At 49.3% G+C, this 475-nt stretch carries 1 protein-coding gene; it reads right to left on the bottom strand.

Annotated elements, in window-relative coordinates; all coding sequences use genetic code 11:
- Window positions 1-349, bottom strand: a 349-nt coding sequence (locus ACTHUR_RS19765) for a dihydrodipicolinate synthase family protein (RefSeq protein WP_440400498.1), incomplete at its 3' end; no start/stop codon positions are given.
- Window positions 350-475 lie beyond the last annotated feature (126 nt).

Genomic DNA, 475 nt, shown 5'->3' with positions numbered 1-475 from the left:
GGTAAATGCCTTCTTGCGAAGGTTTGTTGTAGTAGGGAACAACAGATAAGGTGTAGTCCGCACCGGCTTGCTCGGCTGCTTCGGAAAGGGCGATGGCTTCGACAGTATTGTTGGCGCCTGTGCCGGCGATAACGGGAACGCGCTTGTTGACGTGTTTGACAGTGGCTTCAATAACGGCCAAATGTTCTTCGACAGGCAGGGTGGCTGACTCGCCGGTGGTACCGACTGCGACGATGCCGTCGGTGCCGTTTTCAATGTGCCAGTCGATTAAGTCATGAAGTTGTTCGTAGTTGATGCTGCCGTCTTGATTCATCGGAGTAATCAGGGCAACCAGACTGCCTTTTAACATACGGAAACCTTTAATTTTATGGTGTGGGTGGATTATTCATCGGATTGTAGCTTACTTTGTTGTTTGTGTGAAACATATCCGCTATGAGGCCGGGCCGTTTAATCGTGACTTGTCATTATCTTAATG

This window comes from Neisseria sp. P0021.S007 (assembly GCF_051956855.1).
The sequence above is the reverse complement of the archived record's forward strand: the minus strand, read 5'-3'. Positions and strand labels throughout refer to the sequence as shown.